We start from the raw sequence: 25,046 nt of genomic DNA on the forward strand, positions 1-25,046 counted from the left end.
GCTTCACAACCGTGGCCAATCCGTTTCATTTTGTGGCGCTGCAGCGCAGGGCTAGAATGGTTCGCTCGCCTTCGCGCTGCCGCTCGCCGCTTCCGATACAACAAAACTAGAGCGCCCGGCATTCCTGCGCGATGCTGGCGGGCTCCCACAACAATTGCAGTGCACTCTCCAAGGACGGGAATCATGAAACTGGTCATCGGCAACAAGAACTATTCGTCGTGGTCGCTACGGCCGTGGCTGCTCGCCAAGCAGGCCGGCATTCCGTTCGAAGAGATCCGCGTGCGCCTGCTGAGCGAGACCTTTGCCGCCGACGTGGCACGCCATTCGCCCGCCGGCCGCGTGCCGGTCTTGGTGGACGGCGACATGAACGTGTGGGATTCGCTCGCCATCTGCGAGACGCTGGCTGAGCGCTTTCCGCGCGCGCAACTGTGGCCGGCTGACCCGAAGGCCCGCGCGCATGCCCGCTCGATCTGCGCTGAAATGCACAGCGGCTTCACCAACCTGCGCAACAACATGCCGATGAACGTGACGGCCGTGCTGCCCGGCATGGGCTGGAACGTGGCGGTGCAGCGCGACATCGACCGCATTGCCGCTATGTGGACCGAGCTGCGCCAGAAGTACGCGGCAGAAGGCCCGTTCCTGTTCGGCCACTTCACGGTGGCCGATGCGTTCTACGCGCCGGTGGTCAGCCGCTTCGCCACGTATGGTGTACGTCTGCCGGAGGCCGCCAAGGCCTACGCCGACTCCATCCTCAACCTGCCCGCCATGCAGGAATGGATCGACGGTGCGCGCGCCGAGCATGACTTCCTCGCCGACGACGAGCCGTACCGCACTGCGCCGGACGAAGACACGCTGGTTGCCGCCAATCAATGACGGAACGCGCATCACAGACGGAAGCCATCGTCGATCCAGCCACGCACGGGCTGGATGTGTATGCCGTGGGCGGCGCCATTCGTGACGCGCTGCTCGGGTTGCCGGTGCAGGACCGGGACTACGTTGTGGTCGGGGCCACGCCCGAAGATATGGAGGCGCGTGGCTTCCGCGCCGTCGGCAAGGATTTTCCGGTGTTCCTGCACCCGGCCACGCAAGCCGAATACGCGCTCGCCCGCACCGAGCGCAAGACGGCTGCCGGTTACAAGGGTTTTTCGGTCTACTACGCACCGGACGTCACGCTCGAAGACGACCTCATCCGCCGCGACCTGACCATCAACGCGATGGCGCAGCGCGTGGCGGAAGACGGCGCGCTGGTGGGCCCCGTCGTCGATCCGTATGGAGGGCAGGCTGATCTGGCCTCGCGCACGTTCCGGCATGTATCCGATGCGTTCATGGAGGATCCGGTGCGCATCCTGCGGCTGGCGCGGTTTGCTGCGCGCTTTGCCGATTTTCATGTCGCACCCGAAACCAACGCGCTGATGCAGCGCATGGTGCAGGCCGGCGAAGTCGATGCGCTGGTGCCCGAGCGGGTGTGGCAGGAAATTGCCCGAGGCCTGATGGAGGCGCATCCGCAGCGCATGTTTGCCGTGCTGCGTGACTGCGGTGCGCTGGTGCGCCTGCTGCCCGAACTTGACCGGCTGTGGGGCGTGCCGCAGCGCGCCGACTACCACCCCGAAGTCGACACCGGCGTGCACACCATGATGGTGATCGAAACCGCTGCTGCGATGGCGACGTCGCTGCCGGTACGCTTTGCCGCGCTGGTGCATGACCTCGGTAAGGGCACCACCCCCGACGACATCTTGCCGCGCCACATCGGCCACGAAGGGCGCAGCGTGCCGCTGATCGAAGCCGTCTGCCAGCGCCTGCGTGTGCCGACAGAGTGCCGCGAGCTCGCCCTGGTGGTGGCGCGCGAGCACGGCAACATTCACCGCTGCGATGGCTTTGATGCGGCAGCGCTGGTACGCCTGCTTGAGCGTTGCGACGCCCTGCGCAAGCCCGATCGTTTTCGTCAGGCCCTGCAGGCGTGCGAGGCCGATGCGCGCGGTCGTCTCGGGTTTGAAGACCGCAGCTATCCACAGACGGAGCGCCTGCTGCGCGCGCTGGCGGCTGCATCGTCGATCGATGCTGGCGCCGTCGCAAAGCGCTATGCCGACAACCCGGCGCACATCAAGCAGGCCGTGCATCAGGCGCGCATCGAGGCCGTTGCACAGGCCGGCGTCTAGGTCGTCAACCGGAGCCGGCCATGCGGCCGCTCACTCGAACGGCGTGTCGTTCGGGTTGGCGTACAGCGCCTTCAACTGATCGTTCATCGGGAAATTGAAGTTCAGGTTCTTGGGCGGTACCGGCTTCTCGAACCACTTGGCGTACAGTGCTTTGACCTCGCCGCTTTTCATCACGCCGGCCATCGTGTCGTCCACCAGCTTCTTGAACTGAGGATCGTCGCGGCGCAGCATGAAGCCGTAGGCTTCGAACGACTGCGGCGTGCCGGTCACGACCCAGTCGTCGGGCTTCTGCGCCAGCGTGCGTGCGCCGGCCAGCAGCACGTCATCCATCATGAACGCCGCCACGCGGCCGCTCTGCAGCGTGAGGAACGATTCACCGTAATCCTTGCCGCTGATCACGTTCATGTTCATCTTCTTCTCGTCGTTCATCCTGCGCAGGATGCGTTCCGACGTCGTGCCCGCGTTGGTGATCACCGACTTGCCCGCCAGGTCCGGGAAATCCTTTACGCCCGATTTCACGTTGGTCAGCAGGCGCGTGCCGGCGATGAAGAAGGTGGTCGAAAACGCCGTCTGCTGCTCGCGTGATTTCAGGTGCGTGGTCACGCCGCACTCGAGGTCCACCGAGCCGTTCTGCACCAGCGATGTCCGGTTCTGCGACGTCACCGGAATGTGCTTGATGTCCAGGTTGGGCTTGCCCGTCTTCTTCCTGACGGCGTCGATCACGCGCGAGCAGAGGTCTGCCGAGAAACCGACGATCTCGTTCTTGCTGTCGCGGTAAGAAAACGGAATCGACGATTCGCGCACGCCGATCAGGATCGTGTTGCTGTCCTGGATTTTCTTCAGCGTGCCGTCCAGCGCCTGCGCGTGCGCGCCGATCGCGAGTAGGCTGGCCAGTGCCAGCGGGAAGGTTCGGATACAGCGGGTGGTCAAACGCATCTTTCCTCCAATGGTTGTGGTGCGCGGCCTGTTGTGTTGCGGCCGTCTGTGCTTTGACTTCGTGGCGATGAATGCGGAGCGTCTTATCGGCCGAACCAGTTGCGCAACTCTGCCGCGCTGGCCAGCGGCAGGTGCAGCGCGTCGAGATGCCGCCGCAGGTTGCGGACGAGCGCCGCGTTGTCGGGCGCCGTGCTGCCGTCGGGCAGCGCCATGTTGTTTTCGAACCCCAGGCGCGCATGGCCGCCGAGCAGCGCTGCGCTGAGCGCGCATTCGGCTTCACGCGGGCCGAACGCACACATCGCCCAAGGCACGTTGGCGGTGATGGCACCGCCGTCGGTCCACGCTTGCAGGAAGGGCAACAGGTCGGTGGGATCGGAGCGCTGGCCGGCGCTGTAGCGGCCGAGCACGAACAGCACCCAGTGCGGCGTGTCGGGCAGCACGCCGCGTGTGCGCAGGTCGCGGTAGCGCATCACGTCGTCAGCGGAATAGAGGATGTACTGGATCGCCGTGTGCGCGGCGGCAAGCTCACCAAAGAAACGCGCGGCTTGCGCGTCGTGCGCGGCATCCGGTGCCAGTTCGCGCAGCGCGGCGGAAATCGCTTCGGGCTGCAGCGCACGCACCGATGCCATCTGCTGTTCGGGCGTGTAGATGCCAACGGCCTCGGTGGTGATCTGAATCACCAGCGCATCGCCCACGGCTCGTTGCACGGCGGCGATGGCCGGACGGTAGTCGTCAGGCTCCAGGCTATGCGTGCCGTCGGCGCGGCGCACATGCAGATGCAGCATCGCGGCGCCGGCATCCACGCATTGGCGTGCGCAGGCGGCCAGTTCGTCGGGCGTGATCGGCAGTGCGGGATGATCGGCGTGCGTCTTGCGCGCACCGTTGGGCGCAACGGCGATGGCGATGGGCCGGGTCACCACGCGGCCTCCAGCGCCTTGGTGGTGGCGGCGTCAACCGCATCGCCCAAGCGTTCGACGATGGCGTCGATGTCCTGAGCGGTGGCGATGAACGGCGGCGCCAGCAGGATGTGGTCACCGCGCCGTCCGTCAATCGTGCCGCCCATCGGATACACCATCAGGCCGCGCTGCATCGCTTCGGCCTTCACGCGCGCGTGCGTCTTGCATGCAGGTGCCAGCGGCGCCTTGGTTGCGCGATCCGCTACCAGCTCCACGCCGATGAACAGCCCGCGCCCGCGTACGTCGCCTACGTGGGCGTGGTCGGCAAAGCGTGCACGCAGCGCTGCACGCAGTTGCTCGCCACGCGCCTGCACGTTGGCAAGCAGGTTCTCTTCTTCGATCACCTTCTGCACTTCCAGCGCCGCCGCGCACGCAGTCGCGTGGCCAATGTAAGTGTGGCCATGCTGGAAGAAGCCGCTGCCTTTCGTGATCGCGTCGACAATGCGGCGATTCACCAGCGTCGCGCCGATCGGCTGATACCCGCCGCCCAGCCCCTTGGCAATGGCGACCATGTCTGGCACCACACCATCTTCCTCGCAGGCGAACAGGTAGCCGGTGCGCCCCATGCCGGACATCACCTCATCGAGCAACAGCAGCACGCCGTGGCGATCGCACACTGTGCGGATCTTGCGGAAGTAGTCACCCACCGGCGGCACCGCGCCGGCCGTGGCGCCCACCACCGTCTCGGCGACGAAGGCCGCGACGTTCTCCGTGCCGAGTTCGACGATCTTCGCGTCCAGTTCATCGGCCAGGCGCTGCACGTATTGCGCGTCGCTCTCGCCATCCAGGCGCTCGCGATACGCATAGCAAGGGGATACATGGTGGGCAGGCACTAGCAGCGGCAGGAAGGGTTCCCGGCGCCATGCGTTACCGCCAATCGCCAGTGCGCCCAGCGTGTTGCCGTGATAGCTCTGGCGCCGTGCGATGAAGTACTGGCGCTGCGGCTGGCCGATCTCAACGAAGTATTGGCGTGCGAGTTTCAGCGCCGCTTCAATCGCTTCCGAACCGCCGGAGACGAAGTACACGTGGTCCAGATCGCCCGGTGCCGCAGCGGCCAGGCGTGCGGCCAGTTCTTCGGCCGCGTCCGTCGTGAAGAAAGACGTGTGCGCATAAGCCAGCGCGCGCACCTGCTTGCAGATGGCGTCCACCACGCGCGGGTGGCCGTGGCCGAGACACGAAACGGCGGCACCGCCGCAGGCGTCGAGATAGCGCTTGCCGTCGGAGTCGATGAGGGTCATGCCATCGCCGCCGACAGCGGTGGGCAGCGTCTTGCGTGGGTCGCGGTGGAAGACGGAGGTGGTGGACGGTGTCATGGGCGATCGGGAACGGTCAACGTTGGGTGGGCGGCACGGCGACAGCCGCTTCACTGCGGCGGGCGCTGCGCACGTAGGCGGCTTGTTGCTTGAGCTGGGCGTCGCTGTCGGCCAGGTGGGCGAGCGCCGTTGGGCCGGCGTGGCGGAACCACGTCATCAGCAGCGCGTCGAGCAGCGCCATCGGTGCGGCCAGCGAATGGAAGAACGACGGAATGGCGACAGGCGCGACGAGGTGTTGCCACGCCAGTTCAGCGCCGGGGGCGATGGCGCTGTCGGTCACGTACACGAGGCGCGCCCCGCGCGCATGCGCGTACTGCATCGCCTCGATGACTTCGCGCGTGTAGGGATCAAAGGTGACAGCCACCACAATGTCGCCCTCGCCGCAAAAGCGCAGCGGGTCGGCCAGCGTGTTGCCGCTGCCAGCGCACAACGTGACTTTCTCGTCGAACAGCTGGGCGGCATAGCCGAACGCATGCGTCAGCGCCAGGCAGCTGCGCGCGCCCAGCAAAAAGACGCGGCGCGCCCTGCAGAGGGCGGCGGCCACCGTGTCGAGTGCCGCCAGGTTGGCCGGCGAAAACGCCGATTGCACATGCGCACCGATGGTCATGCCGATGCGCTCGGCGTCTGATGCGCCTGCCGCATCGTCGCCCTGCAACGCGCTGGCGCGGCCGGCAAAGCCATCGGCCTGTTGGCGCAGGTGGTTCACGCAGATGTCGCGCAGGGCGGCAAAGTCATCAAAGCCCAGCGCGCGTGCCAGGCGCGAGAACGTGGCCGGCGGCAGGTCGCAGCGGCGCGCCAGGTCCCGCATCGAGAGCAGCGCGATGTCGCGCTGGTGCGTCTCAAGCAACATGGCGGCGCGCTGCAATTGCGGGGACAGATCGCCCGCGCGGTCGCGCAGCGTCTGCATGAGCCCATCGAATGTCATGAGGTGATCGTGGTGATTCAACTGTTTCGTAAACTACTTATTTGAAACAGTTGAGTCAATACCGAATTCACCTTGGCGGCGGTGCGCAAAAAATAAAACGGCCGCATCTCAAGGCGTACGGCCGTGGCGGGCAAACAAAAACGGAGGCCGAAGCCTCCGTTGTGCGTGTGATGCGCGCGTGTCTCAGGTTGCCGGTGCGTCGACCTGCTCCATGCGGAGCTGGAAGAACCCAGCCCCGATCAGGCCAAGCAGGCTCAGCGCCATGCACGTACAGGCAAGAATCATCACCGCGCCCAGCGACGAGATCCCGCTCATGAGCGGCGTATGCATCAAGGCTGACAGATTGCCGCCCACCCACATGGCCGCGACGAGGGCCATCAAACACATCAGCGCTGCGGCATTGCGCAACCACGTCAACCGCGTCTTGCGGCTGATGCCGTCGAAAGCGTGGAAATGGAAGTGGTGGTGACCGGTGCCAACGAGTGCCATGGAGAATCTCCTTGTGCTTGCCGTTTGATAGCGTTGAGTCACTATACCGAGACCTGCGACAGTTTGGCGCAGTTTGCGCCGCTAGGTATACCCTGAGCTGCGCTGCGTCAAGAGGTGCGGGTACATTTTTTGTGAGTGCGACACTGCGCCGCAGATCGGCGGCTGGAGCGGCAAAAGGGAGAGGGCGGGCGCCTGCGAATGGCGCCGCAGGAATGAAAAAAGACCTCGCGAGGAGGTCTTTTTTGTTGCTCTGCAAAATCAATCGATCTTGAAGAGCGAAGAATTTTGGTGGCCTGGGGCGGAATCGAACCACCGACACGCGGATTTTCAATCCGCTGCTCTACCAACTGAGCTACCGGGCCAAGCAAAGAAAAGCAAGTATGACAGGGTGTGCGCCTTGTCGTCAAGTACCTCCGAGCACTTTGATGATCAGGTCGCCGGTTCGCCCTTGTTACGCGAGAGTTCGACGCCCAGTTGCTTGAGCTTTCGGTACAGGTGAGTCCGCTCCAGACCGGTCTTTTCTGCTACGCGCGTCATGCTGCCGCCTTCACGCTGCAGGTGATATTCGAAGTACGCGCGCTCAAACAGGTCGCGCGCCTCGCGCAGCGGCATGTCGAACGAGAACTGCATGCCGCCGCTTTCGGCTGCACGGGTCGGTACGCCATTGATGTCGGTGCGCTCGAGCGCGGCGGGTGTACCTGCGGCGGCGTTTGGCATGGCGCCTGCGAGTCCCGCCACCGGAGCGGCAGCCGGTGTGGCCGAGCGCGGCTTTTCCTTGCTGCGCGACAGCCCCTGCTCCACCGCGGTCAGCAGTTTCTGCAGCGCGATGGGCTTCTCCAGGAAATTCAGCGCGCCGATCTTGGTCGCCTCGACAGCAGTGTCGATGGTGGCGTGGCCCGACATCATGATGACGGGCATGGTCAGCAGACCTTGCGATGCCCATTCCTTGAGCAGCGTCACGCCGTCGGTATCCGGCATCCAGATATCGAGCAGGACGAGGTCGGGCGTTGCGTTCGCGCGGTATTCGCGCGCGCGCTGCGCGTTCTCGGCGACTTCAACAACGTGCCCTTCGTCTCCGAGGATTTCGGAGAGCAACTCCCGGATACCCATTTCGTCGTCGACAACGAGGATGGTGGCCATGCTTTTCCTCTATGTGCGGCGGGATTGCCGTCCGCGCTACGCGAGTTTTACGAACAGTATGGAAACCTGGGCGCCGACGATGTCGGTACCCGATGTGCCCGATGTTGTGCTGGACTGGCGGTTGCGCAATTCGATGCGCGCCCCGTGCTCGTCCATGATTTTCTTCACCATGGCCAAGCCCAATCCTGTGCCCTTGGCTTTGGTCGTGACGTACGGCTCGAAGGCGCGGTTGAGGATGCGGGAAGAGAACCCGCCGCCGTTGTCCGCGATCGCAAGCCGCACGGCCTGCCGCCGCGCGCCCGAGGCGTCGTCGTATTCTACCGTGTCAGTTTGCAACATGACATGCGGAGCAGGTCGCCCGGCCGCTTCGTTCTCTGCCACGGCGTCCTGCGCATTCTGCAGGAGGTTGTGGATGACCTGGCGCAGTTGCGTCGGGTCGCCCTTGATGAGCGGCAGATTGGCGCCCAGCTTGGCCTCGATGACGGGATGGTCGCGGCGGTCAGGGTGATCGATGCCGTACAGGTGCAGCACCTCGGCGGCAAGCGCGTTGAGGTCCAGGTCCTGCAGCATGGCCGGCGGTGTGCGGGCGTAGTCCCGGAAGTCATCGACCATGCGCTTCATCGCCGCCACCTGGTTGACGATGGTGGTGGCGCCGCGCCGCAGCACTTCGGCGTCGGTGTCCGACAACTTGGGCGAGAGCTTCATCTCCAGGCGCTCGGCAGAGAGCTGGATGGGCGTGAGCGGATTCTTGATCTCGTGCGCGAGGCGCCGCGCGACCTCCCCCCACGCCACCGAGCGCTGCGCCGAGATCACGTCGGAAATATCGTCGAACACCACCACGTAGCCGCGCTCGGTGCCGTGTGCGCCCACCGACGGGCCGGGCAGGCGCGTGCCGCGCACCAGCAGCGTGAGGGGTTCATCTTCGTCTTCAAGCGGAATTTCGACCTGCTTCTGCCAGTGGGCTGCTGCGCCGCCGGCGGCCGTGCTTGCGTCTTGTTCGGCAAAGGCCTGTTCGACCACCGGTGCGAAGGCGGCCACCGGCGTGATGCTGGTCAGCGCCTGGCCGACCCACGCGCCGAAGGGCTGTTTGAAGATGCGCTCGGCACCCGGGTTGCAGTCAGCAGCACGAAGCGATGGTCGAACACGAAGACGCCGGCGGTCAGGTTGGTCAGCACGCTCTCAAGATAGGCCTTCGATTGCTCAAGTGCCGCTCGATTCTGCTCTACGGCGCGGCGCGCGTCGGCCAGCTGCCGCGTCATCTGGTTGAACTGTTGGGTGAGCACGCCGAGTTCGTCGCGCGTATGCAGCTCTCGCTTGGGCGAGAGGTCGCCCTCGGCCACTTCGCGCGTGCCCTGGAGCAGCATCAGCAGCGGCCGTGCCAGCTGTGCGCCGAGCAGCAGCGCGAGCATCACCGCGATGAACACCGCCAGGAACAGCGTGAGCGTGAGCGTGCCGATGTACATCTTGCGCAGGCCCGTGCGGCCGAGCGCTTTCTCCTGGTATTCCTGGTAGGCGCGCTGGACGGCATCGGCATTGCGGGCGAGCGCCTGCGGCACCGGTTGCACGAGCTGCAGGAAGCGTTCGTCGCGGCCGCTCTCGCCGATCAGCCCGAAGCCGCGCGAAGTGCTGCTGCCATCGTCCGGCCGGCGGTCTGCCAGCAAACCGGTGCCGGCCCATTTGCGTGCGGGCGTGCTCAGCCCGAGGCTCGGCTCTTCGCGGAACGACGTGCCCAGCGCCACCACCACATGCAGTTGGTATAGATCGCTGCGGCGGCCACTGTTGCGTGCCGATGGCGCCGCGGCGGCCGGCGCGGAGGCGCCATCGGTTTCGGTATCGCTGCCGCCTTCCACGCTGGCATAGCCGCCCGGCGCGCGGGCCTGTTCGAGCACTGCCTGGTCGGGCAGGTTCGGCACAAGTGTGTCGTAGCTGTTTGACGCGGTGGCGATCACGCGGCCGCTGGCCGTGAAGATGGTCGCCTCCTGCACGCCGAACTGCTCGCGCAATCGATTGAGCGTGATGGCCGTGGCCGAGGTGGACCCATCGCCCACCTGCTCCGCGATCAGGCGGCCCTTGTTCTGCAGATCGGCCAGCGCCGTGTCCATGGTCGAGCGGCCAAGGTTCAGGCCGGCCTCCAGCGCCGATTCGACCTTCACGTCAAACCACGACTCGATACTGCGCGACACGAACTGCAGCGACACCAGATAGATCAGCACCCCCGGCAGGACGCCCACCACGCCGAAGAACACCGCCAGCTTGGTCATCAGCCGCGTGCCGAACTTGCCGCGCCGCGCGCGCAGCGCCAGCGCCAGCATCAGCCCGCCGATGATCACCACCAGCAGCACCCCGATGACGAGGTTGACCTTGTAGAGCAGCGCGAAATACCGGTCGAAGAACTCGGTGTTGGCCGATGCGGCAGCCAGCAGCCCGACCAGCACGATCGCCAGGAAGACGATGGTGCCGGCCACCACCTGATAGAGCAGCCGCTTGTAGCTGCGATCGAAGATCATTTGGCGGGCGCCAGCAACGTGCCTGCGCTGGACGGGCCGGCGCTCATCCCCCAGCCCGGATTGGGCGACAGGCCCGACGAACCGGAAGCAGGCGGCGAGGATGCCGGTGGGCTGGCCGGTGGCGCAGCAGGCGTGGGCGCCGGGGCAGGCGGCTCGTTCGGCACCAGCAGGCTGAAGCGCCTCCACTCTGAACTGAGATTCCAGTCGCGCGTGTTGACTGCGTTGATCTGGAATGGCTTGGGCAACTGCGTCACGTCCAGGCGCATGCGTACCTCGGCCTGCACGGTTTCGCCGGCCTTGACGGCGCGCTGCTCGAACACGCGCCAGCCGCGCACGTGCTGCATGAAGTCGACGGCGTCTTTCAGCCGCGAGAACGGCACCTGCAGGCCGCCGGTCGATACGCGGTATTGGCGTGTGAGCGGGTGATACGACAGCCGCACCACGCGCGTGGCGCTGATGGCGTGGTCGTCAAACCAATACCAGCGCGGGCGGATCAGTTCGAATTCGACCAGGAAGTAGAGCGCGATGCCCTTGTTGACCGCGTCTTCGAGGTTGCTGGGCAGGTCGAAATCGAAATCGGCGGACAGGTTCCAGCCGCCGTCGGCGTATTCGAGTTGGGCCCGGTTGATTTCGATGGACTGTGCGGATGCCGTGACCGGGCACCACAGGAACAGCATGCTCAATGCGACCAGCGCGACCAGCCGTTGCAGAATCTGCCGGAACCGGGTTTGCAGCAGCCGGATCGATGGGCGAAGGATGACAGTCACAACGGTCGGTGCATCAGGGCCGTTTCTGGAAAACCGCGTAAAAGAAGCCGTCGTGATCGAGCGGCATGGGCGACGCGCCGGAGGCGAACCCGCTGGCCTGCGCCGCGTCGGGCGAGACCGGCAGCAACTGGCCGGGCGCGTGCAATCGTATCGCATCTTCCAGATGGCGTTCAAACCATCGGGCCTGGTCCTCGCCTTCCGTCGGAAAAATCGAACAGGTGACATAAACCAGCTTGCCACCGGGCTTCAGGCATGCCCACAGGGCGCGCACGATGTCCCGCTGCAGCGCGACCAGCGCCTTGAGGTCGGCCGGGCGACGCAGCCAGCGGATGTCCGGATGGCGCCGCACGATGCCGGCGGCCGAGCACGGCACATCGGCCAGGATGCGGTCGAACGGTCGGCCGTCCCACCAGGTGTCGGGTTTCGCCGCGTCGCCAACGCAAATGGTGGCGGTCTGGTTCAGGCGGGTGAGATTTTCGCTGATGCGCACGGCGCGTGCGGCATCCGACTCTAGCGCCGTTGCGTCCAGGCGGTCGGCTAGCTCAAGCAGATGGCCCGTCTTGCCGCCGGGTGCGGCGCAGGCATCGAGCACGCGTTGGCCGGGTGCCACGTCGAGCAGCGTTGCCGCCAGTTGCGCCCCGGCGTCCTGCACCGAGACATCGCCATCGGCAAAACCGGGCACATCGGAAACGGGAATGGCACGCGCAAGGCGTACAGCCTGTTCGCCGATGCGCTCGGCGTCGATGCCTGCTTCGGCCAGGCGCGCGAGATACGCGTCGACGGCAATGCGGCGCGGGTTCACGCGCAGCACCATCGGCGGGCGGCGGTTGCCGGCGGCCAGGATGGTTTGCCAGGCGTCGGGATACGCGCTGCGTACGGCGTCGATCCACCACATCGGGTAGTTGGTGGCGGCCGACGGATCCGCCTGCATGTCTGCGACCAGCGCAGGTTGCTCGCGCAGGAACCGGCGCAGCACGCCATTGATCATGCCCTTGCCGTGCGAAAGCTTCGGGTCGGCCGAGGCGGCCGTCACGGTCTGATCGACCACCGTGAACGGTGCATACGGCTGTGGATCGTCCAGCAATTGCGCGAGCGCCACGCGCAGCAGATTGGCGGCGCCTTCGGCTGGCGGGCGCGGGATCAGCGTGCGGATCAGCCAATCGGTGCTGCCGAGCCAGCGCGTGGCGCGGTAGGCGAGATCCTGCACGGCACCCCGCGCCGGCGCGGGCTGGCCGTGGCACACGGCATCGATGGCCTGCGGCAATGCTGTGCCCTGCCGCAGCTTGCCCAGTGCGGCAGCAGCAAGCGACAAGGCGTGGGCGAGGGAATCGGACGGCAGGCGCATCAGACAGCAGGAAATCAGGCGGACAAAATGCAACGAGCCCGCGATGGGCGGGCTCGTGCGGACTGCGGAAGTATAAAGGAAGCGCCCGGCCGGGCTGCCGCTTTTACGCCGGATATTGACCCGTCTGCGCCATCTGCATCAGGCGCGCGATGCGCTCTTCCGTGGCCGGGTGCGTGCTGAACAGGTTGGCCAGGCCCCCGCCGTGCAGCGGGTTCATGATCATCATCTGCGCGGTAGCCGGGTGGGCTTCAGCGGCGGCAAACGGAATGCCGGCCGCATAGCGGTGGATCTTGTCCAGCGCTGAGGCCAGCGCCTGCGGGTCGCCGCTGATGGTCGCGCCCCCGCGATCGGCCTCGAACTCACGCGCGCGGGAAATCGCCATCTGGATCATCGCGGCCGCCAGCGGCGCGAGGATCGCCACCGCAATCCCGGCGATCGGGTTGGCGGGACGGCCTTCGCTGTCGCGCCCGCCGAAGAACACGGCAAAGTTCGCCAGCGCCGAAATCGCGCCGGCCATGGTGGCCGAGATGGTCGAGATCAGGATGTCGCGGTGCTGCACATGTGCCAGTTCATGGGCCATCACGCCGCGCAGTTCACGCTCCGACAGGATGTTGAGGATGCCAGTCGTGGCCGCCACGGCGGCGTGCTCGGGGTTGCGGCCGGTGGCGAAGGCGTTGGGCTGGGCTTCGTCGATCAGGTAGACGCGCGGCATCGGCAGGCCGGCGCGGCCGGCAAGCTCCTGCACCATGCGGTAGAACTGCGGCGCGCTGGTCTCGTTGACTTCCTGCGCGTTGTACATGCGCAGGACCATCTTGTCGGAGAACCAGTACGAGAAGAAATTCATGCCCAGCGCGAACAGCAGCGCCAGCATCATCCCGCTGCGTCCGCCGATCATGCCGCCGATGACGATGAACAGCGCGGTGATCGCTGCCATCAACATGAAGGTCTTGATCCAGTTGAACATGGGGGCGTGGCTCCTGTGGGTCTCGGGTCTTGTGAATGCGTTAGATCGCGATAATCGCTGAGAATTCAAGGGTTTGCGCGGCACTTGCGCGATATTTCGCCGCAGATGGCGCTTGACGCATCAACGGGTGGTGAACGCCAGCCGCGCGCCCAGGCCGATGAACGCCGTGCCGACCACGCGATCGAGCCAGCGCTTGATGCCGGGCTTGCCCGCCACCCGGCGCGTGACGCTGGCGGCTACCCACGCCACGAGGCTATTCCAGATCGTCGACATGACAATGAACACCGCGCCCAGTGCCAGGAACGCCAGCGCCTTGTGCGCGGCGTGCGGATCAACGAACTGCGGGAAGAACGACAGGAAGAACAGCACGACCTTCGGGTTCAGCACATTGGTGAGAAAACCCTGCATGAACAACGACTTGAGCGGACGCGGGCGTTTGGCGGCGGGCGTTTCCGCTTCTTCGGCCGGGGCGTCGTCGCGTTCGGGCGGCGCCAGCAGCATGCGGCCACCCAGGTAGATCAAGTACGCCGCGCCCACCACCTTGATGACCGTGAACGCCACGGTGGACGCGGCCAGCAGCGCCGTCAGCCCGAACGCGACCGCCAGCACGTGCACGCAGCAGCCCGCCGATACCCCCAGCGACGACAGCAGCCCCGCCGCGCGTCCTTGCGAGACGCTGCGCCCGACGATATAGGCCGTGTCGGGCCCCGGCGTTACATTCAGCAGAAATACGGCCAGCATGAAGAGCGGCAGATTGACGATGCCCAGCGCGGTCATGACGAAATCCTCTTCTATATAGAGGGGGCGGTTAGCCGCGCGATGCGAAGCGCTGGCCGGGCTGGATCGCCAGGCCTTGCAGGAATTCGCGTGCGGGCAGGCGCTTGCCGCCTGGCTTTTGCAGTTGCGTCACGCGTAGCGCGCCGGCGCCGCAGGCGATGGTGACGCCCTCGGCATTGGCGGCGAGTACCACGCCGGGTTCCGCCTCAGCCGGGCGATCGGCCAGCACCTCCGCCTGCCAGAACTTGATCGCCACGCCATCCAGCGCGGCCGAGGCGCCAGGAAACGGATTGAACGCATGCACCTGGCGCAGCAGCGCGGCGGCGTGGCGCGACCAGTCGAGCGCGGCTTCGTCCTTGGCGATCTTCTCCGCATACGTGATGCCTTCGGCCGGCTGCGGCGTGGCGTGGAGCTTGCCGTCTTGCGCCAGTTTGGCGAGCGCCTCCACCACCATGCGTCCGCCGAGCGCGGCCAGCGTGTCGTGCAGCGTGCCGGTCGTGTCGGTCAGGCCGATGGGCACGCGCTCCATGGCGATCATGTCGCCGGTATCCAGTCCCGCATCCATCTGCATGAGCGTGATGCCGGATTCGGCGTCGCCCGCTTCGATCGCACGGTGGATGGGCGCGGCGCCACGCCAGCGCGGCAGCAGCGATGCGTGGATGTTGATGCAGCCAAAGCGCGGCAGATCGAGCACTTCCTGCGGCAGGATCAGGCCGTAGGCCGCGACGACCATCACGTCGGGGCGCTGGGCGGTCAGTGCATCGATGGCTTCGGCGGCTTCCTGTGGATACTTGCCAGTGCGACGTAGCGACGGCGGCTGGAGGATGGGCGCGAATCCATGCGTGACTGCGTACTGCGTGACGGGGCTTGCCTGCAATTGCATGCCGCGGCCAGCCGGGCGATCCGGCTGACTCAGCACGGCAACCACGGGAAAGCCGGCCTGGTGGATCGCCGCCAGGGCAATCTGCGCAAATTCAGGCGTGCCGGCAAACGCTACGCGAAGGGTGGACGTCATGGATGGGAAACGGAAAACGAGGGGAAGCGCGCTACACGACAGCGTAGCGCATTGGGCCTAACGACGGCCGCGATACGGGGTGTCGGTCAGCGGCACAATGGGCTCGGGCGACGGCAGCGCCTCAGACACGCCATTGCCGCGCCGCTGGAACAGCGAGAAGGTTTCGTTCGTGTCGCCCGGACGGCTGCCGCGCCACACCATTTCCCAGTTGTTTCCGTGGGGGCGGCGTCGGGCGTGTTCCGGTCGTTTTTCGAGCACCAGTATCAGGTCGCAGGTGCGCGCGATCGGGTTGGGGCGGTGATCGTCGCCGGCGCCGCTGTGGCCCAGCAGCCATTTGACGGGGCGCACGCCGGTTTCGTAGTGCATCAGCGCGCGCTCGCTTTCGCCCATGCCGCGTGTGGCCACGCAGATCTGCGCGGATTCGAGCACCGGCTTGATCGCCTGGAACAGCGGTCGGTAGCTGCGGGCGTCATCCACCCACGGCATCAGCAGGGTGCCGAGCAGGCCCCACACCATACCCAGGCCTGCCGCCCATGCGACCACGCCCGAGCGCGCGGGCCGCAGCCACACGCAGACGGCCCACAGCGCCGTGATTGCCCCTGCCGCCAATACGGCAAACGGGTGGACCAGCATGTCATACGGCAATGGCAGCACGCGGCCCAGCACCTTGGCCAGCCAGCCCGGCAGCAGCTGCCCGCCGCTGGTAACGAGCGCGCCCCACACGGCCCAGACCACCAGCCCGAGCACACCAAACAACGTTACCGCCGCGCCCCATGCACGCGCACGCCATGCGGGCGCAATCAGCAGCAGCATCGGCGCGCCCAGCACGGCCAGCGCCGGCTGCAGCGGCATCAAGTAAACATCGCGCAGCACGGCCGAGCGCAGCACCACGGCAATCGTCACCAGCACGAACAGCGAAACGACAAGGTGCCCCTGATATGGCAGCAGCCACGCCGTGCGCGCGCCGCGTCCGCGTTGCCGCGCGAGCTTGTACAGCGACACGCCCAGCACGGCCACCGCCGGCCACACAGCGGGCGTGCCGGTCAGGAAGATCGATCGGATGGTGGTCGTCAGCGACCCTTTCTCGCCGCCCAGATGTGAGAAGCCGAAGAAGCGGCCCAGGTTGTTGACCCAGAACCATTCGATGAACAGGTCCGGCGATTCGTGCCAGAAGATGGCCGGCCAGATCGCCAGCCATGGCAGCGCCACCAGCAGCGATAGGCCATAAAAACGCCATGCCTGGCGGTTGCGGAAATCCGGCAGCAGCGCGATCGCCGCCAGCAGCGTGATCGCGAACAGTCCCGGCACAAGCACGCCCTTGCCCAGGAAGGCCACACCGATGCCCGTGCCGAACCAAAGCGCTGGGCGCAGCACATCGACGCCCTTTGCGCCACCGGCTTCGCTCTCTTTGACGAAGCGCACGACGCCATACAGGGCGATCGCCGCGCCGGCCAACTGCGGCACATCGGCAATGAACTTGTGGACGTGCTCGACCAGCCCGATGCAGCCGGCAAACAGAAGCAGCGCGCCCAGCGCATAGTCGCGCAGCGCAGCACCGCCGGCGTCGAGACCGGCTTCGCGGCGTGCGGACAGCGTCAGCCCCGGACGTCCGCGCGCCAGATCCGCACCGACGCGCAAGCGCCAGTCGCGCGCTTCGCTGCGCAGCAGGCGCGCCGTGCGCCAGACCGCCCAGCACGTCAGCGCCATCCAGAACAGCACCGCCACGCGCACGGCTTCGTGGGGCGGCATGTCGGGCAGCGCCAGCGCGGCCAGCGCGCCCGTCCAGTACATCAGCGGGGGTTTTTCGACGAACGGCTCGAAGGCGACATTGGGGATGACCCAGTCGCCACGCTCGATGATGTTGATGACGATGCCGAAGGAATACGGCTCGTCGGCCTTCCACGGCGCGCGCCAGAACGTGCCGGCAACAAAATACGCGCACAGCATCAGCACGACGACGGCGCGCCAACGCCTCACCAGCAGCGCCGACAGGCGACGCGGGCTTACGTTGGTGCCTGCTTTGGCGGGAGCGATCGGCATCAGCGGGATGGAGCGAGGGCGCGCGTCGGCGTCGGCAGGCATCGGAACGCGTTCAACGGTGGGGCGCCGCGTCGCGTTGGTGCTTCTTGAGCTTGGACCGGATGCGCGTCTGCTTGAGCGGCGAGAGGTATTCGACGAAGACCTTGCCCATCAGGTGATCCATCTCATGCTGGATGCACACGGCCAACAGGTCGTCTGCCTCAAGCTCGAAGGTGTCGCCCTTCTCGTTTAGTGCGCGCACGCGCACTCGCGCCGGGCGGTCGACCTTGTCATAGATATCGGGCACCGACAGGCAGCCTTCGTCCCAGACCTTGTGCTCGTCACTTGCCCAGAGGATCTCCGGGTTGATGAACACGCGCAGCTCGTCGCGCGACTCCGACACGTCGATGGTGATCACGCGCTCGTGCACGTCGACCTGCGTGGCAGCCAGGCCAACGCCCGGCGCCTCGTACATGGTCTCGGCCATGTCGGCCACCAGTTTGCGGATGCGGTCATCCACAACGGCAACCGGTTTGGCGACTTTGTGCAGCCTCGGGTCAGGGTATTGCAGGATATTCAGTAGGGCCATGATGCTTGGCAACAACGGTTGCAGAAGGCCACGCTAACGAGGGGTTGCCTTCAATTGCGATCGCTTGGAATGTCATGCAGAATCGGGGGCGCTATCCGCCACATGGCTTAGGAAAAAGCCTGACGAATGTTGGATGCCATACCCCTCTTGCTGCAGCGCAGAACTGCGTACAGCCGCGGCGGTGAGGCGTCGAACAGGCACGCGGACCACTCGCCGATTCTTCATAGAATAATGCGCCATCGTAACACACCGATGCTCTCTCAGCCCGCCATGCAAGCCGCCACGAAAGCGCGCCAGCCTTACGTTTGCGCCCTGTCGGCGGTTGCCGCGGTAGCGCTTTTCTGCATGGGTGCCGCCCACGCCGCCGAGCGCACTGTGACGCCGGCGCAACAGGCGCAGGCCGCGACTGCCGCCCAAGCTGGCATCCCCGAATCCGAACTGGCCGCCACCGCGCCCGCACAGTACACCGTGCGCCGTGGCGACACGCTGTGGGCAATCTCGGGCAAGTACCTCAAGCGGCCATATCGCTGGCCCGAGCTGTGGGGCATGAACCGCGAGCAGATCCGCAACCCGCATCTGATCTATCCGGGCCAGATCCTGTATCTGCATCACGCGAATGGCCGCGCATGGCTGTCGAGTTCGCCGGCATCGGCGGATGGCAGCACGGTGCGCCTGTCGCCGCATACCCGCGTGTCGGGGCAGGACGGTGACGCCATCTCAAGCATTCCCGCCGCCGCCATCGAGCCGTTCCTGACCCAGCCGATCGTGGTGGATGAAGACACGCTGGCCACGCCGGCGCGCATCTTCTCGCTGCCCGAAGGCCGCGTTTATCTGGGCAAGGGCGAAAACGCCTACGCCCGCGGCCTGCCGCAGGGCGAAGGCGGCCAGGCCGGTAGCGAATGGCAGGCGTATCGCCCAGTCCGTCCGCTCAAGGATCCGGTGACGGGCAACGTGCTCGGCTACGAAGCCGACTTCCTCGGTACGCTGCGCGTGGTGCGCGCGGCGACCGGCCCGCAGGCGGTGACCAAGATGGAAGTGCTGTCGTCCAAGGAAGAAATGGGCGTCGGCTCGCAACTGATGCCACTGCCCCCGCGCGTGCCGGTGCGCTATGTGCCGCATGCGCCGGAAGGCGACATGCACGGCGCGGTCGCCAAGGTGACCGGCGGCGTACGCTTTGGCGGTACCGACCAGGTGGTTGTGCTGAACATCGGCAGCCAGCAGGGGCTCGAGCCGGGTCACGTGCTGTCGCTGGCACGCGCCGGCGCCGTCGTGAAGGACGCGACGGGCGGCAATGAAGCCGTGCAGCTGCCCGCAGAGCGCTACGGCCTGGCCTTCGTGTTCCGCGTGTTCCCGCACGTGGCCTATGCGCTGGTGACGGACGCATCGAACGCCGTGGAAGTGGGCGATAGCGTCAGCAACCCGATGTCGCAGCAACCCTGAACTACGCGCTACCGCAGTCCTCGATTTGACCGATGCCTCTCAGGCCGCGGCGTCCGCCGCGGCCGATTCCACTGCCGCCCTCTCCTGCACGCGCGATCCGACTGAACTGGCCGGGTGGCTTCGTCTGACTGAAACCCCCGGCGTTGGGCCCGTTGCCGCGCGGCAATTGCTGGCGGCTTTCGGGTTGCCGCAAGACATCTTCGCCCAGCCATATGCCGCGCTCGCCAAGGTGCTCCCGGAGCGGCAAGCGCGCGCGGTGCTCGCCGAGCCCGACGACACGCTCGCGGCGCTGATCGAGTGCACCGTCGCCTGGGTGAACGAGCCGGGCAACGCCATTTTCACGCTGGCTGATCGCGGCTACCCGCCCCGCCTGCTCGAACTGCCGGACCCGCCGACCCTCCTGTACACCAAGGGCGACGCCTCCCTGCTGCGCGCCGCCGCGGTGGGTGTGGTGGGCGCGCGCAGCGCCACGGCGGCCGGTATCGACAACGCCCGGGCGTTTTCCCAGGCGCTGTCGGCGGCGAGCGTGACCGTCGTGTCGGGCCTGGCGCTCGGCATCGATGCGGCGGCGCATGAGGGCGCGCTGGCCGGCCCGGGAAGCACCATCGCAGTCGTGGGTACGGGGCTGGATATTGTTTACCCGGCCCGCAATCGGGCGCTGGCGCATCGCATTGCCGAGGCTGGCGTCATCATCTCCGAATACCCGCTTGGCATGGGCGCACGCGCCGAGAACTTCCCGCGCCGCAATCGCCTGATCTCGGGTTTGGCGCGTGGGCTGCTGGTGGTAGAGGCGGCGGCGCAGTCCGGCTCGCTGATCACCGCGCGGCTGGCGGCCGAGCAGGGGCGCGATGTGTTCGCGATTCCGGGGTCGATCCATTCGCCACTGGCCAAGGGCTGCCACCTGCTGATCAAGCAGGGCGCCAAGCTAGTGGAAACCGCCGCCGATATCCTCGACGAACTCGGCTGGGGCCGGGCGGCTGCGCCTGCTAAACGTGCGACGCGTGCGGCCACGGCACAAGCGCCTGCTGGCGCACCTGTCACTGTTGCAAGCCCGGCGCCAAGTGCTTCTGAGGCCGCATTGCTCGATGCGCTCGGCTTTGATCCCGTCGATCTCGATACCTTGTGTGAGCGCACCGGTCAGGGCGCTGCTGCGCTGTCCGCACAGCTTCTGGCGCTGGAGCTCGATGGCCGCGTCGAGCGTCGGCCCGGCGGGCGCTTCCTGCGGCTTCCGTGAAAGCGTGCCTACAATAGGTGCGCCTCTTCGTCACCCCGCTGGTCGCTCAGCGCCTTTTTTCATGCCACTGCTCTTGCCTGACACCGACGCCGCCACGCTGCACGCGCGCATTCGCTCGGGCCAACTGCTGGTGGCGTGCCTGTGCGCTGAGTGGTGCGGCACGTGCCGCAGCTATCGCAAAACCTTCACTGAACTCGCGGCGCGGCACCCGGAGTGCTGCTTCGTCTGGGTCGATGTGGAAGACCATGCCGACGCGCTAGGCGATTTCGATGTTGAGAACTTTCCGACCCTGCAGGTGCAGCGTGGGAACGATGTGTTGTTTTTCGGCCCCGTCTTGCCTCACGCGGGTGTCGTTGAGGGATTACTTTCGCGTGATCTGCACGTTGCGCCCGCGGTGCCAGCGGCCCCGGACTTGCGAGGCTGGCTGTTGGAATCGGCGTGATCGCCGGCCTTGACAACCTCAAGCGAAGCATGCGCCACTCTATTGCGCCTGAAAAGGAACCGCGCTTATGATTGGCGGCCAAATTTGGGGCCGACGGGTTATTGAAGGCCGCCTAACGGGCACGCTGACAAGCGCCCGCGGCACTTGAAGTCGGCAGGCGTTGCCATAAGACTCTAAAAAACACGCGAACGGTCGTTATAGAAAAGCGACTTCTTCTTTACCCGATCACTTGCGATCGCCAGGATCCGCTCACATGTCCAAGGCTCTCATCATTGCCGAAAAACCGTCGGTCGCCGCTGATATCGCGCGCGCGCTGGGTGGCTTCACCAAGCACGACGAGTACTTTGAGAGCGACGAATACGTCCTCTCGTCGGCGGTTGGCCACCTGGTCGAGATTGCTGCCCCCGACGAATATGAAGTCAAGCGCGGGAAATGGAGCTTCGCCCATCTGCCGGTGATCCCGCCGCACTTTGATCTGCGCCCGATCGCCAAGTCGGAGTCGCGCCTGAAGGTGCTGACGCGCCTGATCAAGCGCAAGGACGTCACGGGCCTGATCAACGCCTGTGACGCGGGGCGCGAAGGTGAATTGATCTTCCGCCTGATCGCGCAACACGCGAACACCAAGCTGCCGGTGAAGCGCCTGTGGCTGCAGTCGATGACGCCGCAATCCATCCGTGATGGCTTTGGCAAGCTGCGCAGCAACGAGGACATGATGCCGTTGGCGGATGCCGCGCGCTGCCGCTCCGAGGCCGACTGGCTGGTCGGCATCAACGGCACGCGCGCCATGACCGCGTTCAACAGCAAGGGTGGCGGCTTCTTCCTGACCACTGTGGGCCGCGTGCAAACGCCCACGCTGTCGATCGTGGTGGAGCGTGAAGAGAAGATCAAGCGCTTCGTCCCGCGCGATTACTGGGAAGTACGCGCCGAATTCATCGCCGCGGCCGGCCTGTACGAAGGCCGCTGGTTCGACCCGAAGTTCAAGAAGGACGAGTTCGATCCCGAACGCCGGGATTCGCGCCTGTGGAGCGAGGCCGAGGCCAAGAGCATCGTTGCCGCGTGTCGCGACAAGCCGGGTTCGGTGACGGAAGAATCGAAGCCATCGACGCAGATGTCGCCGGCACTGTTCGACCTGACCAGCCTGCAGCGCGAGGCCAACGGCCGCTTCGGCTTCTCGGCCAAGAACACGCTGGGCCTGGCGCAGGCGCTGTATGAAAAGCACAAGGTGCTGACCTATCCGCGTACCGATTCGCGCGCGCTGCCCGAAGACTACATGGGCACGGTCAAGCAGACCCTCGACATGTTGGGCGAAAGCTCGCCCAACTACCTGACGCACGCGAAGAAGATTCTCGCCAACCAGTGGGTCAAGCCGAACAAGCGGATCTTCGACAACAGCAAGATCAGCGATCACTTCGCCATCATCCCGACGCTGCAGGCACCGAAGAACCTGTCGGAGCCGGAGCAGAAGCTGTACGACCTGGTGGTGCGCCGCTTCCTGGCGGTGTTCTTCCCGGCGGCCGAATACCAGGTCACCACCCGCGTGACCGAGGTGGCCGGGCATCACTTCAAGACCGAAGGCAAGGTGCTGGTGAACCCGGGCTGGCTGGTCGTCTATGGCCGCGAGGCACAAGGCGAAGATGCCAACCTCGTGCCGGTCGCCAAGGACGAGAAAGTCAAGACTGACAAGGTCGAGCCGGTCGGCCTGACCACCAAGCCGCCCGCACGCTACAACGAAGCGACGCTGCTGTCTGCCATGGAAGGTGCCGGCAAGCTCGTCGACGACGATGCGTTGCGCGAAGCCATGGCCGGCAAAGGCCTGGGCACGCCAGCCACGCGCGCGGCCATCATCGAAGGGCTGCTGACGGAAAAGTACCTCGTGCGTGAAGGCCGCGAGCTGATTCCGACGGCCAAGGCGTTCCAGCTGATGACGCTGCTGCGCGGCCTGGGCGTGGAAGAACTGACGCAAGCCGAGTTGACTGGCGGCTGGGAGCACAAGCTTTCCCTCATCGAGCGTGGTCAGCTGGAGCGTGACGAATTCATGCGCGAGATCGCGCAGATGACGCAGCAGATCGTCAAGCGCGCCAAGGAATACGACAGCGACACCATCCCCGGCGACTACGCGACGCTTTCCACGCCGTGTCCGCAATGCGGCCACGTGGTCAAGGAGAACTACCGCCGCTTCGCCTGCAGCCACTGCGACTTCTCGATCAGCAAGATCCCGGGTGGCCGCCAGTTCGAGCTGGACGAGGTGGAAGAGCTGCTGACCAACAAGACCATCGGCCCGCTGCAGGGCTTCCGCAGCAAGATGGGCCGGCCGTTTGCGGCCATCCTCAAGCTGGCGCAGGAAGATGGTCACTGGAAGATGGAGTTCGACTTCGGCCAGAACGACGAAGACGATGGCGAGCCGGTCGATTTCTCGGGCCAGGAAAGCGTCGGCCACTGCCCGAAGTGCAACGGCAACGTCTACGAGCACGGTCTGAAGTACGTGTGCGAGAACGCCGTGGCGCAGCCCAAGACCTGCGACTTCACCACCGGCAAGATCATCCTGCAGCAGGAGATCAGCCGGGAGCAGTTAGCCAAGCTGCTGACCGAGGGCAAGACCGACCTGCTGACGGGCTTCAAGTCGGCGCGCACGGGGCGCAACTTCAAGGCGTTCCTGGTCAAGCAGCCGGACGGCAAGATCGGCTTCGAATTCGAGCCGCGCGGCGAAGGCAAGGGCAAGCCCGGCGCCAAGACCGCGGCGAAGAAGACGACGGCCGCGGCAAAAACGCCCGCTGCCAAGAAGGCGCCGGCCAAGACCGCGGGCAAGACGGCCGCCAAGAAGGCTCCGGCGCGCAAGAAAGCCACGGAAGCCGAGACCGACGAGGAAAGCACCAGCGAAACTTGATTGCGGTTTCGCAGGCGCCCACGCAAACGGGAGGACACTGTCCTCCCGTTTTGTTTTGGCAATACGCTCTGCGCTTATGCGGCTTCACTCAGGCCGCGGCCCGCGCGCGCCTCACTGTGCTTGACCTCCATCGCTTGGGCCAGCATGTAGTCGATGAACGTGCGGACCTTCGTTGGCAGGAACTTGCGGCTCGGGTACACCAGCGACAGCGACCGCTGCGGCAGCTTGTACTGCGGCAGCAAGCGCACCAGCCGTCCGGACTCCAGATCCGGCCGGGCCATGTACGACGACAGAATCGCGATGCCCATGTCGGCGAGCACGGCACGGTGCATCAGTTCGGCATTGCTGGTGACGAGTGAGGGCTGCACCGGCACCGAAATCGACTGGCCGTCGGCGGTGCTCATCTCCCATTCGTGACGCAGTTGCGGGTGCCACATCGCAATGACGCGGTGCTCGGCAATATCTTCGGCGCGCTGCGGCGTGGAATGCTGGCGGAGGTAGGCCGGCGTGGCGGCCATGACCATCTCGGCGGAAATCATGCGGCGCGCCACCAGGTGCGAGCCGAGGCCGAGCTCCGAGACCATGATGCCGACGTCGCGGCCATCCTCGACGATGTCGATGGGGCGATCGGACAGCGCCACGTCAAACGTGACCTCGGGATAAAGCTGCTGGAAGCGCGCGAGCAGCATCGGTAGCACGTGTAGCCCGAACATGACGGGGGCGACGATGCGCAGACCGCCGACCAGCGCCTGGCTGCGCGAGGTGGCGAGCGATTCCGCCTCGTCAATGTCGAGCAGGATCTGCGCACAGCGCTGCAGGTAGGTTTCGCCCACGTCGGTCAGCGACAGGCTGCGCGTGGTGCGGTTGAGCAGGCGCGTGCCGAGATGCGCCTCAAGGTCGGCCACGTAACGCGTGACCACGGCATTGCTCATCGACAGATGCTGGGCCGCCCGGGCGAAGCTGCCAAGCTCCACCACCTTGGAAAACACCCGCATCGACTGCAAACGATCCATTCCAGCCTCTCACATAATTTGTTGTCAAAAATAGAACAAATCTGTCATGACGGCAAATATTTAATATTGTCACAAGCAATTCACTGCCTAGGAGCGATCCTTGAATGTGAGCACACGCTCATGTGAGAATGCCGA

General features: G+C 65.8%; 20 protein-coding genes, 1 tRNA gene and 1 pseudogene. 6 read left to right on the plus strand and 16 right to left on the minus strand.

The window, feature by feature from the left end; translation table 11 throughout:
• The first annotated feature begins 183 nt into the window (after nucleotides 1-183).
• Together BEK68_RS17715 and BEK68_RS17720 are read left to right on the plus strand one after the other, a co-directional pair.
• Nucleotides 184-873, plus strand: a complete 690-nt coding sequence (locus tag BEK68_RS17715) for a glutathione S-transferase family protein (protein WP_004628344.1) — start codon at nucleotides 184-186, stop codon at nucleotides 871-873.
• Nucleotides 874-923: 50 nt separating this feature from the next.
• Nucleotides 924-2,156 (plus strand): multifunctional CCA addition/repair protein, encoded by a 1,233-nt coding sequence (locus BEK68_RS17720; protein WP_137910862.1) that lies wholly within the window; start codon nucleotides 924-926, stop codon nucleotides 2,154-2,156.
• Between the two features lie 30 nt (nucleotides 2,157-2,186).
• Here BEK68_RS17720 and BEK68_RS17725 read toward each other — a convergent pair whose 3' ends face one another.
• The 15 genes and pseudogenes from BEK68_RS17725 to def form a co-directional block, all read right to left on the minus strand.
• Nucleotides 2,187-3,092, minus strand: a complete 906-nt coding sequence (locus BEK68_RS17725) for a glutamate/aspartate ABC transporter substrate-binding protein (RefSeq protein ID WP_012436827.1) — start codon at nucleotides 3,090-3,092, stop codon at nucleotides 2,187-2,189.
• 83 nt (nucleotides 3,093-3,175) lie between these two features.
• Nucleotides 3,176-4,009 (minus strand): 3-keto-5-aminohexanoate cleavage protein, encoded by an 834-nt coding sequence (locus BEK68_RS17730; protein ID WP_024542034.1) that lies wholly within the window; start codon nucleotides 4,007-4,009, stop codon nucleotides 3,176-3,178.
• Nucleotides 4,006-5,361 carry an aspartate aminotransferase family protein gene (locus tag BEK68_RS17735; RefSeq protein ID WP_012436829.1) on the minus strand — a complete coding sequence of 452 codons (1,356 nt, stop codon included), beginning with the start codon at nucleotides 5,359-5,361 and terminating at the stop codon, nucleotides 4,006-4,008. The genes BEK68_RS17730 and BEK68_RS17735 overlap by 4 nt, the downstream gene beginning before the upstream one ends.
• Before the next feature lie 16 nt (nucleotides 5,362-5,377).
• Complete coding sequence (locus tag BEK68_RS17740) at nucleotides 5,378-6,286, minus strand: MurR/RpiR family transcriptional regulator (protein ID WP_012436830.1); 909 nt, start codon at nucleotides 6,284-6,286, stop codon at nucleotides 5,378-5,380.
• Nucleotides 6,287-6,469: 183 nt separating this feature from the next.
• Nucleotides 6,470-6,775, minus strand: a complete 306-nt coding sequence (locus tag BEK68_RS17745; protein ID WP_004628332.1) for a hypothetical protein — start codon at nucleotides 6,773-6,775, stop codon at nucleotides 6,470-6,472.
• A 286-nt stretch (nucleotides 6,776-7,061) separates the two neighbouring features.
• Nucleotides 7,062-7,137: transfer RNA gene (locus tag BEK68_RS17750), tRNA-Phe, on the minus strand.
• A 67-nt stretch (nucleotides 7,138-7,204) separates the two neighbouring features.
• Entirely contained in the window at nucleotides 7,205-7,915 is a 711-nt protein-coding gene (locus BEK68_RS17755) for a response regulator (protein ID WP_004628331.1), read from the minus strand.
• A 36-nt stretch (nucleotides 7,916-7,951) separates the two neighbouring features.
• Nucleotides 7,952-10,422, minus strand: a pseudogene (locus tag BEK68_RS17760) (sensor histidine kinase).
• On the minus strand, nucleotides 10,419-11,189 hold the full coding sequence (locus BEK68_RS17765) for a DUF4390 domain-containing protein (protein WP_012436832.1): 771 nt from the start codon (nucleotides 11,187-11,189) through the stop codon (nucleotides 10,419-10,421). Before BEK68_RS17765 ends, BEK68_RS17760 begins: the two are co-directional and overlap by 4 nt.
• 13 nt (nucleotides 11,190-11,202) lie before the next feature.
• The gene (gene rsmB, locus BEK68_RS17770) at nucleotides 11,203-12,534 is read right to left on the minus strand and encodes a 16S rRNA (cytosine(967)-C(5))-methyltransferase RsmB (RefSeq protein ID WP_012436833.1); all 1,332 of its coding nucleotides are present in this window, start codon (nucleotides 12,532-12,534) and stop codon (nucleotides 11,203-11,205) included.
• 103 nt (nucleotides 12,535-12,637) lie between these two features.
• Nucleotides 12,638-13,498 (minus strand): zinc metalloprotease HtpX, encoded by an 861-nt coding sequence (gene htpX / locus BEK68_RS17775; protein WP_012436834.1) that lies wholly within the window; start codon nucleotides 13,496-13,498, stop codon nucleotides 12,638-12,640.
• Between the two features lie 120 nt (nucleotides 13,499-13,618).
• Entirely contained in the window at nucleotides 13,619-14,275 is a 657-nt protein-coding gene (locus tag BEK68_RS17780) for a LysE family translocator (RefSeq protein ID WP_012436835.1), read from the minus strand.
• A 31-nt stretch (nucleotides 14,276-14,306) separates the two neighbouring features.
• Nucleotides 14,307-15,290, minus strand: coding sequence for a methionyl-tRNA formyltransferase (fmt, locus tag BEK68_RS17785; RefSeq protein ID WP_012436836.1), 984 nt, complete (start codon nucleotides 15,288-15,290; stop codon nucleotides 14,307-14,309).
• Between the two features lie 57 nt (nucleotides 15,291-15,347).
• Nucleotides 15,348-17,372, minus strand: a complete 2,025-nt coding sequence (locus BEK68_RS17790) for an ArnT family glycosyltransferase (RefSeq protein ID WP_012436837.1) — start codon at nucleotides 17,370-17,372, stop codon at nucleotides 15,348-15,350.
• Nucleotides 17,373-17,382: 10 nt separating this feature from the next.
• Nucleotides 17,383-17,898 (minus strand): peptide deformylase, encoded by a 516-nt coding sequence (gene def / locus BEK68_RS17795; RefSeq protein WP_004628316.1) that lies wholly within the window; start codon nucleotides 17,896-17,898, stop codon nucleotides 17,383-17,385.
• A gap of 252 nt (nucleotides 17,899-18,150) precedes the next feature.
• Here def and BEK68_RS17800 point away from each other — a divergent pair, with 252 nt between their 5' ends.
• The 4 genes from BEK68_RS17800 (at nucleotide 18,151) to BEK68_RS17815 (ending at nucleotide 23,898) form a co-directional block, all read left to right on the plus strand.
• Nucleotides 18,151-19,338: a LysM peptidoglycan-binding domain-containing protein gene (locus tag BEK68_RS17800; protein ID WP_012436838.1), complete on the plus strand. Its 1,188-nt coding sequence runs from the start codon at nucleotides 18,151-18,153 to the stop codon at nucleotides 19,336-19,338.
• Nucleotides 19,339-19,363: 25 nt separating this feature from the next.
• Nucleotides 19,364-20,572, plus strand: a complete 1,209-nt coding sequence (gene dprA / locus BEK68_RS17805; RefSeq protein WP_065851843.1) for a DNA-processing protein DprA — start codon at nucleotides 19,364-19,366, stop codon at nucleotides 20,570-20,572.
• A gap of 61 nt (nucleotides 20,573-20,633) precedes the next feature.
• Nucleotides 20,634-21,014 (plus strand): thioredoxin family protein, encoded by a 381-nt coding sequence (locus tag BEK68_RS17810; protein WP_012436840.1) that lies wholly within the window; start codon nucleotides 20,634-20,636, stop codon nucleotides 21,012-21,014.
• Between the two features lie 253 nt (nucleotides 21,015-21,267).
• Nucleotides 21,268-23,898: a DNA topoisomerase III gene (locus BEK68_RS17815; RefSeq protein ID WP_012436841.1), complete on the plus strand. Its 2,631-nt coding sequence runs from the start codon at nucleotides 21,268-21,270 to the stop codon at nucleotides 23,896-23,898.
• Between the two features lie 74 nt (nucleotides 23,899-23,972).
• On the opposite strand, the gene BEK68_RS17820 is transcribed toward BEK68_RS17815, so the two are convergent.
• On the minus strand, nucleotides 23,973-24,911 hold the full coding sequence (locus BEK68_RS17820; RefSeq protein ID WP_004628304.1) for a LysR family transcriptional regulator: 939 nt from the start codon (nucleotides 24,909-24,911) through the stop codon (nucleotides 23,973-23,975).
• Nucleotides 24,912-25,046: the final 135 nt, after the last annotated feature.

This window comes from Ralstonia pickettii (assembly GCF_001699815.1).
GTDB classification, from domain to species: domain Bacteria; phylum Pseudomonadota; class Gammaproteobacteria; order Burkholderiales; family Burkholderiaceae; genus Ralstonia; species Ralstonia thomasii.

Bases quoted from the DNA above. Each gene is read 5' to 3' on its own strand.
- BEK68_RS17715 (WP_004628344.1), top strand. From the start codon at position 184: ATGAAACTGGTCATCGGCAACAAGAACTATTCGTCGTGGTCGCTACGG.
- BEK68_RS17725 (WP_012436827.1), bottom strand. From the start codon at position 3,092: ATGCGTTTGACCACCCGCTGTATCCGAACCTTCCCGCTGGCACTGGCC.
- BEK68_RS17735 (WP_012436829.1), bottom strand. From the start codon at position 5,361: ATGACACCGTCCACCACCTCCGTCTTCCACCGCGACCCACGCAAGACG.
- BEK68_RS17740 (WP_012436830.1), bottom strand. From the start codon at position 6,286: ATGACATTCGATGGGCTCATGCAGACGCTGCGCGACCGCGCGGGCGAT.
- BEK68_RS17745 (WP_004628332.1), bottom strand. From the start codon at position 6,775: ATGGCACTCGTTGGCACCGGTCACCACCACTTCCATTTCCACGCTTTC.
- BEK68_RS17755 (WP_004628331.1), bottom strand. From the start codon at position 7,915: ATGGCCACCATCCTCGTTGTCGACGACGAAATGGGTATCCGGGAGTTG.
- rsmB (WP_012436833.1), bottom strand. From the start codon at position 12,534: ATGCGCCTGCCGTCCGATTCCCTCGCCCACGCCTTGTCGCTTGCTGCT.
- htpX (WP_012436834.1), bottom strand. From the start codon at position 13,498: ATGTTCAACTGGATCAAGACCTTCATGTTGATGGCAGCGATCACCGCG.
- BEK68_RS17780 (WP_012436835.1), bottom strand. From the start codon at position 14,275: ATGACCGCGCTGGGCATCGTCAATCTGCCGCTCTTCATGCTGGCCGTA.
- fmt (WP_012436836.1), bottom strand. From the start codon at position 15,290: ATGACGTCCACCCTTCGCGTAGCGTTTGCCGGCACGCCTGAATTTGCG.
- BEK68_RS17790 (WP_012436837.1), bottom strand. From the start codon at position 17,372: ATGCCTGCCGACGCCGACGCGCGCCCTCGCTCCATCCCGCTGATGCCG.
- def (WP_004628316.1), bottom strand. From the start codon at position 17,898: ATGGCCCTACTGAATATCCTGCAATACCCTGACCCGAGGCTGCACAAA.
- BEK68_RS17800 (WP_012436838.1), top strand. From the start codon at position 18,151: ATGCTCTCTCAGCCCGCCATGCAAGCCGCCACGAAAGCGCGCCAGCCT.
- BEK68_RS17810 (WP_012436840.1), top strand. From the start codon at position 20,634: ATGCCACTGCTCTTGCCTGACACCGACGCCGCCACGCTGCACGCGCGC.
- BEK68_RS17815 (WP_012436841.1), top strand. From the start codon at position 21,268: ATGTCCAAGGCTCTCATCATTGCCGAAAAACCGTCGGTCGCCGCTGAT.
- BEK68_RS17820 (WP_004628304.1), bottom strand. From the start codon at position 24,911: ATGGATCGTTTGCAGTCGATGCGGGTGTTTTCCAAGGTGGTGGAGCTT.